This window comes from bacterium (assembly GCA_040753085.1).
Taxonomy (GTDB): domain Bacteria; phylum UBA9089; class JASEGY01; order JASEGY01; family JASEGY01; genus JASEGY01.
The window spans coordinates 7432-15393 of record JBFMHI010000051.1; the positions used below are offsets into that span (position 1 = coordinate 7432).

General features: G+C 45.4%; 5 protein-coding genes. 1 reads left to right on the plus strand and 4 read right to left on the minus strand.

What is annotated here, in order from left to right; all coding sequences use genetic code 11:
• Positions 1–287 (minus strand): hypothetical protein (locus AB1797_07080; GenBank protein ID MEW5767377.1); only part of this gene is annotated, 287 nt, incomplete at its 3' end.
• 65 nt (positions 288–352) lie between these two features.
• On the minus strand, positions 353–685 hold the full coding sequence (locus tag AB1797_07085; GenBank protein ID MEW5767378.1) for a hypothetical protein: 333 nt from the start codon (positions 683–685) through the stop codon (positions 353–355).
• A 371-nt stretch (positions 686–1056) separates the two neighbouring features.
• Here AB1797_07085 and AB1797_07090 point away from each other — a divergent pair, with 371 nt between their 5' ends.
• Complete coding sequence (locus tag AB1797_07090; GenBank protein MEW5767379.1) at positions 1057–4179, plus strand: UvrD-helicase domain-containing protein; 3123 nt, start codon at positions 1057–1059, stop codon at positions 4177–4179.
• A 73-nt stretch (positions 4180–4252) separates the two neighbouring features.
• Here AB1797_07090 and AB1797_07095 read toward each other — a convergent pair whose 3' ends face one another.
• Positions 4253–7234, minus strand: a complete 2982-nt coding sequence (locus tag AB1797_07095; protein MEW5767380.1) for a PD-(D/E)XK nuclease family protein — start codon at positions 7232–7234, stop codon at positions 4253–4255.
• Entirely contained in the window at positions 7234–7860 is a 627-nt protein-coding gene (locus tag AB1797_07100; GenBank protein ID MEW5767381.1) for an HlyD family efflux transporter periplasmic adaptor subunit, read from the minus strand. Before AB1797_07100 ends, AB1797_07095 begins: the two co-directional genes overlap by 1 nt.
• Positions 7861–7962 lie beyond the last annotated feature (102 nt).

Genomic DNA, 7962 nt, shown 5'->3' on the forward strand with positions numbered 1-7962 from the left:
TAAACAGCTTGATGTGTTCTCTCTCTTTGGGCAACAATTAAATCACCTAAATATTTAGCCAAATATTGGTTTGTCTGTTGTATCATTTCTCGAGTTAGGATACTTTGTTTTTCTAATGCCTCTCGGGTCAGTTTACTTTCCCTTTCTAATGCTTCTCCTAATGTTTCTCGGGTCAGTTTACTTTCTTTTTTTAGAGTCTTATTGTTAATTATCGCATAGACAGTTACAAATACTCCCAGTATGGTAGCGGCTACGCCTACTAATGATAATGCTTCTATAAAACTCATATTTTTGATACCCCCTTTTTAAATATTGGGTTGTCTGTTGGATCATTTCTCGATTTAGGATGAAATTAAACAGCTTGATGTGTTCTCTCTCTTTGGGCAACAATTAAATCACCTAAATATTTAGCCAAATATTGGTTTGTCTGTTGTATCATTTCTCGAGTTAGGATACTTTGTTTTTCTAATGCCTCTCGGGTCAGTTTACTTTCCCTTTCTAATGCTTCTCCTAATGTTTCTCGGGTCAGTTTACTTTCCCTTTCTAATGCTTCTCCTAATGTTTCTCGGGTCAGTTTACTTTCTTTTTTTAGAGTCTTATTGTTAATTATCGCATAGACAGTTACAAATACTCCCAGTATGGTAGCGGCTACGCCTACTAATGATAATGCTTCTATAAAACTCATATTTTTGATACCCCCTTTTTCTCTCTCTTCTTAATATACTACATTATACCACCAAAATCCTGAAATATCAATAAAAATCTGAGGCCAGGTAACTCTAATTTTGAGCATATATTAAGTCTTAACTTTTCAGTTGACTTTCTCATTTCTATAAGTTATAATATAAGCACCGTGAGGTAAAATTCCTCGTAACTACTTAGCCGTACAAAAAGAGGAACACTGATTATACAGATTCCACCGATCTTTTCTTAGGCTACAAATCTCTTCCATTTCAAGAAAGTTTCTCCAATATTACTGCGCCGATTATTAGAGAGGGAAGTCTATCTCTTTCCATATCTAAGAATAATCTGGGCAGAAGACCTGGCAAAGGTGCAATGATGAATTTCCCTCACATCCTGGTCATGTCGGCCTCAGCAGGCTCAGGCAAGACCTTCGCCCTCTCCCAGAGATACATCCATTTTATCCTTTCACCGGCCATAGATACCTCCCCGCGTAATATCCTGGCGATTACCTTTACCAATAAGGCTACTGCTGAGATGAAGGACCGGATCATCTCCGGCCTTAAGGCTTGTTCCGGCTTATCCTGTGAAGGTATGCCCGAAATGAGGGAGATGAAACATAGTGTCATATCGCAGCTTAAGAAACAAGGCCTGGAAGACCCTGAAGTAGAGGTGTCCGCCCGTCAGAAACTTGATGAGCTGCTTGACAGGTATTCAGACCTTAAGGTGCAGACAATCGACTCCTTCCTGACCTCGGTGGCCATGTCTTCCGCCCTGGAGCTGGGCCTGCCGCCGCATTTTGAAATAAGTTTAGACTCAGGGCCGGCCCTTAAGTTTGTCCTGGATGAACTCCTCTCCCAGGTTTATTGGAACGGGCCGAACACCTCCCTCTTTCTCAACCTGGTCCAGGAGTTTCTCCGGATAAACCAGGAAATCAGTTGGGATATAAAGACGGCCATCCTTGAGAATATCAGCAGCTTGAGGAAACAGGAATTCCTGGAGGGCCAAAGACTTTCGTCACCTAAAGATTTTTCGTCAGTTGAAGATATCGACAGAAAGCGGAAGTCGCTCAAAGGACTGATTGAAGAATTACTGGCCGAGGGATTAGACTTCAAGCAGCATTTTATCAAGGCAGCCAATAACTTTCTTGAGGATAAAGAGCTGCCCTGGGAAAAGGACTGGTTCTTGAAAAACGATGTGGCCGAGCTTTGCCATAAAAATTCAATCATTAAACCTTACCAGCAGCAGGCCTGGGATGAGATTCGAAAAGGGATTTCTGCCTTGGCTGAAATAATGGCCCACGGCCGGTTTTCACCGTTCCTTGATATTGCGGCCTGCTTTGATAAAGGTCTCCGCTTCTTTAAGGCCCGCCGACAGATCATCTTAATGGAAGAGCTGCCGGCGCTGCTTGAGTCATTCCTCAGGAAAGAAGGGATTGTCCCGGAGATTTACTTTCATCTTGGTGACCGGATAGCCCACTTTTTTATAGATGAATTTCAGGATACCAGCCGGCTTCAGTGGAGGGACTTATTCCCGCTTATCGAAGAGACCCTGTCAAAGAGAGGCTCACTCTTTTACGTCGGCGATAAGAAACAGGCCATCTATGGATTCAGGGGAGGAGAGAGCGCCCTCTTTGAGGAGGCAAAAGATGCTTTCGTAAGTCTAGAAAACGCCAACATTAATGAGGAATTTCCGCAAACAAACTACCGCAGCCGGGAGGATATTGTTTCTTTTGTTAATGACATCTTTTCCTATGAGAATCTCTCTAGCTGGGCAGAGTCCTCAAAAAGGATAAAAGAAGAGGAACCTGATTTATCCCGGCTTTTTGAAACCTATCGCCATGCGGCCCAGGCGCCTGTTTCCCAAGAAAAGGCCAAAGGCGGCCTGGTTCGGGTGGAGAGGATTTCACCGGATGAGCCGCTGGCCAGTGAAGAACTCAAGGTGGCAGTCGGAAGACGTCTGGTCAACTTAATCAACAATGATCTCCTCCGCCGGTTTTCTCCAGGCGAGATTGCCGTTCTGGTCAGGACAAATGATGAGGCGGCCATGGTTACCAGCGTTCTGTCAGGGGCGGACATACCGGTGGCTTCCGCCCGGACGCTCGACATATCCTCAAACCACCTAATTCAGGAAATAGTCAGCTTCTTGGCATTTTTGGATTCGCCTATCGATGACTTCTCTTTTGCCTGTTTCATCTCAGGCGAGATATTCCTTAAGATAAGCCAACTCCCCCGTGAGGAGATATTCTCCTTTCTCCTGAAAAACCGAGAGATTGAAAGGCCGCTTTACACCCTGTTCCGAGATAAATTCCCGGAGGTGTGGAAGGCCTGGCTGGAAGAATATTTCAATGCCGTTGGATTTTTGCCTCCTTACGACCTGCTCAGCCGTATTCTTAAAAAATATGAGGCCTTCCAAAGTTTTCCCGACGAAGAAGGATTCTTTTACCAGCTCCTTGAGATCGCCAAACACGGCGAGACACAAGGCCAAAACAGCCTGAAGGCCTTTCTCGGTCTCTGGTCCGGTGAGGAAAAAAAGGAGGAGATATTTCAGGTGGTTTTGCCTGAATATACCGATGCGGTCAAGGTAATGACGATCCACAAGGCCAAAGGACTTGGATTTCCAGTCGTTATTAATCCGTTTACCTATTTGAACGATGCGCCGATTAAAGAAGTCTACGAGAAAGAAGGCGATGACTTCATTCCTTACCGGATTAATAAAAAACAGGCCCACCTCTCTCCAAAACTGAAGGAGCTTCGCCGGAAAAAATTTGCCTCACAACTAATAGAGGAATTAAATACCTTTTATGTCACCCTAACCCGGGCCAAAGATGAACTCTACATCTTTATCCCGGAATATAAAAGCATGACCGGAAAACTCCCGACGCCGATCCTTTTTGAAGAACCGGTCTTTGAGAGCGGCTCTTCCCTTATTCGACAGAGAGGCGTTCCCAAGCCGACCAAAGGCCATAAGCATCCTCCCTTGACCAATGAGTGGCAGGATAAGCTCCATCGTCCCAAGATAAATGTCGACGACCTGGTGGATGTTGAAAGAAAAATGGCCCGGCAGAGAGGCACACTCATTCACCAATTCCTGGCCGGAATAGAGAGGCTGTCCTTGGAGCGATGGGGGGAGGAGCTTGAAGAAATCTTTGCTTCTCTAAGTGAGGAGCAACAGGAGATAGTTCTCCTGATGAGAAAGCTCTTTGATGAAGAAGGCCTTCGCCACTGGTTTATCCTGCCGGATGATGTCAATGTCTACTGTGAGAAGGAGATAGTAGACGACACAGGCCAGGAATACCGGGCAGACCGGGTTCTGGTGTATCCTGAAAAGGCGGTGGTTATTGAATTCAAAACCGGAGAGCCGCGTTCTGAAGAGCATCAAAGACAGGTGCGCACCTATTTAGAACTCCTGGCCGACATTTATTCCGGCAAAGAAGTCGAAGGCTGGCTGGTCTATGTAGATGAAGCGAGCCAGGAGAAGGTAGAGGTATATGTTTGACAAATGTAACTACTCAGGCAGATAGGCTGAAGGCAGATAGGCTGAAGACTGAAGTTCAACAGCCTTCAGCCTATTACCCTCTCTTACGGCAAAAGGCCGGAAAAGAACAATATAGGCATCCCTCACTTTTATCATCACTCACAAAAGGGATATCAGGATTTAGGATCTCTTCAATAAGATTTTTTATGGTGGGCAGGAAATAGCCTTCCAGAAATTCCTGCCGGTTTGTTTTCTCTGGTTTCTTATTCGTCTTAAAGAGGAGTTCCTCGTCTCCTTTCTGAAGAGAGACTAACCTGGAATTTATCCTGTTAGCTGGGATGGAATAAACCCTTTGATAAAGCAGGACATAAAAGGGAAGCTGGAGGGATTTTATCTTCTCTTTCATCTCCTGTCGCGAGGTTAACACCTTGTCCAGGGCTTTCACATTAAAGAAGTAATTATTTATCCCCCCTGATTTGTAATCTACTATTATGTCTTCTTCATTCAAGCGGTCAATACGGTCCAGTCGGCCATACAACTGAACAATTTTCCCATCTTCCAGTTGAAGTGAGCAAGACAGGTCTTTTTCAGTTGAGACGAGACTAATCTGGCCCATAAATTTAGTCCTCTCCGCTAAGATATATTTCTTCAGGCGATCAAGGGCGATTTCCTTCAGGAGATACGCCTCGCCCCGAAGCTCGCCGAAGGTTTTTAGGAAAACTTCCTCCAGCACCCCGGGCAAACTTGCCTCAAGTAGGGTATATTCTTTCTCCCCCAGAATCCCCCTCCCGGCAAGGGGCTGGTAGAGCCGCGCCAGGACCTGGTGAAGCATAGTGCCAATGCCAGCCGCCTCAAATTCGTCGGACATGCCTTCTTTTTCTTTTAGACATAAGACCCTGGAAAAATAGAATTGGGCTGGACATTTAAGGTAAGAATTCAATCCGCTGGCCGAAAAGCTGGTTTGTCGCCGGAGGACATCGAGTATCTCTGGACTCTTGGCCATTTCAAACGGCCGGGAAGGACGCAGTGATACCTTTAGCTCTATGGGATTGTCCTTCAAGATCCCGATTTCCTTATTTTTCTTTTCCTCTTCCCAGACCAGTTTTTCAACAAACCGGCTGCGCGTCTCTTTTTCAGTTTTCCGGTAAAAAATATGCACCTCACGGGCGGAAGAGATAAGATGATGGAAATGGTAACGGTAGATTTCCTCGGTCTGGTAATGAGGCGGCATGCCCAGGGCCTCCTTCAAAGGAAGGGGCAGGAGTGAATCAAAAGAGTTCACCGCCGAGAGAACGCCTTCATTGGCGCTCAGGAGAAAGACCCGGTCGAAATTCAAGGCCCGCGTTTCCAATAAGCCCAAAATCTGCAACCCCTTAAGGGGTATACCCTTGAAGGGGATGTCTTCTTCTTTGGCCATATGGCGAAAGAGGTCGAAGAGGTCTTTGGGGCCCCGGTTTTGAGTTGGTGTTTCTATGAATTCTTCGTCTTTGATTAGTAGCTCTTTTATTTTATCCAGGAGACCAAAAAATCGGTCGAAAAATTCACGGGAGAAGGGATAGTAAACCGCCGGGCTGTGTCTGAGCAGGAAAATCAGAATCTCTTCAAAGCAGTTCCCCAACCCGGCCAGGGTCTTAACCCCATCCATTTTTCTAATAAAGATATTATGTATCCGGGTTAAAACATCCTTAAAATCCTGGCTCGTGACCTTACCTGCCGTCATCCGCGCCGCCTGTTCAAAGATGTCATCTCTATTTTCAATTTCACTCAAATCAAGAAACATTTTGCCCTGCTTCATAAGTGTCTCCTCTATGGAGTGGATTAATATTCGGGTGTGCGTAGATTTAATCGGATCACGGCGGATATTCTTGAGGTAGGGATGCATCAGGAGGGAAAGATAGTCTGGCAAATAGTAAGCGCTATCCCTCTTTGTTTCCTGAAGTTTCATAAACAGGTCTAAAAGGGCATAGACCGGTGTCCTGACGGCCGGATAGCCCATAGTAATATTGTAGTCCACCGGAAGCGCGGTCATTACTTCGGAAAGGAGAGGAATAAGCGACTCAGGCTCAGGCAGGACAATAGCTACCGATTGCGGATGGCGGATTTCGGATGGCGAATTAGCGGTAAGTATATCTCTTAATCCGACTACCTCCGAATGGGTATTAAAGGCGCTGTAAAGGAATATCCGGGGGGACTCAGTTTCGGGTTCGGGGGGTCGTCGAGTTTCGAGTTCAGAGGAAGACTCCATTGTCCACCGTCCATCGCTTACCATTTCCCCTTCATACTCCAGACTATTTGGCCCTCTGCCATCCGCCATCCGAAATCCGAAATCCTCAAAGGGTGTCCATCTGGTTCCATCATTCTGCCGGATCAGGTTAACCTCCGGCTGTTTCAGGAGATGCCGGATGACTATCTTCTCTGCCCCGGTCATAGCAAAGAGGCCGGCCAAATAGAGCGACTGAAAGGGGGCCAGGTGGCCTTTTTCGATATTTTCAGCCGCCACCGCATAGTTTCTGCCACGGGTGGTGAGTCTTCGCTCTTCAAGAAGACGGTGATAGACCTGCCTGATCTCTGCCAGATGGTTCATCAAAAGGCCGGCGCTCTCGGCCACATTAGCCCCCCAGAGGTCTCCCATATTAATACCCTTAAGGGCCTTATCCGTAACCATCTCAATATCAAGCTCTTCAACCGCCTTCTCCAGCTTTAATCCCCAGAACAGGAATTGATTAAAGGAAGAATATTCCCCCTGCCAGGGATTGTCCGGAATCCGCTTTACGGCCTTAAAGAGTAAGTAGCTGCTGTCCAGACTGTTGGCCAGGGTGAGGCCGGGTGAGACCTTTTCGGCCAAAAAATCCATGAACTCATTCATTGAGAATATCCGGGGGGGAAAAAAGGGCTGTCCCAGTTTTTCAGCTAATATCCGGCGAAGATAGAGGCCTGGCCGGTGATGAGGAAATACAACAGCGGCCTGGGAAAAATCGGATGGGTTTACACCCCTCTTCTTAGCGGCGTTAATCAGCCTATCGGCGATAAATTCAATCAAATTGCTGGTAAAAGGGATTTCGATTATCTTGCCCATTATTCACTTTTGTCTTGTACTTTAATTCTTTGACCATCGATTAATGGTAGGTCTTCCTGGATAATTATCTTGTCTTGTAAGTTAACCCCCTCTATAATCTCAACACATTCTTCACCCTTTAATCCAATACCTATCTTTTGTTTTTTTGCCTTTCCCTCTTTATATAAGAAAACATAAGGACTACCATCTTCTTCATACCTTATGGCCTCAAAATCCACCGTAATAGCATCACTTTTCTCTTTTAAGATTATTTCACCATATATTACCTTATTAATTAACTCGCCTCCAATGGGTTGAGCTAATTTAGCCCTTACCTTAAAATAATCCTTCCCTTCACCTTCAGAAGAGGAGTCCTCTTCAGAGATCATACTAATCTCCTCAATCTTACCTGCCATTGAGTATGTGGAATAATATTCTTTTTTTATAATTACTCCTTGTCCTTCTTTGACCTTAGAGATATTTTCCCCTGAAACCTTTAACGCCCCACAAATATCTTTGGGATTAACTAAGGTGACCAATTCATTCCCCCGAGAAACTATGGCCCCATTCTTTATACTAATCTTGGTAAGTACTCCATCAAAGGGGATAATTATTTCCTTGGGAGGCTGTTTAAAAATGGCAATCATCTGCAAATAAATTATTTACTAATTTCTGCCTCCTGTGGTATAATAGCTTAAAAATACCAAACAATCCAAAACCAGCAGGAGGCAACGAAGCATGAAACGTAC

Coding starts and splice junctions, on each gene's coding strand:
- AB1797_07085 (MEW5767378.1), bottom strand. CDS start 685: ATGAGTTTTATAGAAGCATTATCATTAGTAGGCGTAGCCGCTACCATA.
- AB1797_07090 (MEW5767379.1), top strand. CDS start 1,057: ATGATGAATTTCCCTCACATCCTGGTCATGTCGGCCTCAGCAGGCTCA.
- AB1797_07100 (MEW5767381.1), bottom strand. CDS start 7,860: ATGATTGCCATTTTTAAACAGCCTCCCAAGGAAATAATTATCCCCTTT.
- AB1797_07095 (MEW5767380.1), bottom strand. CDS start 7,234: ATGGGCAAGATAATCGAAATCCCTTTTACCAGCAATTTGATTGAATTT.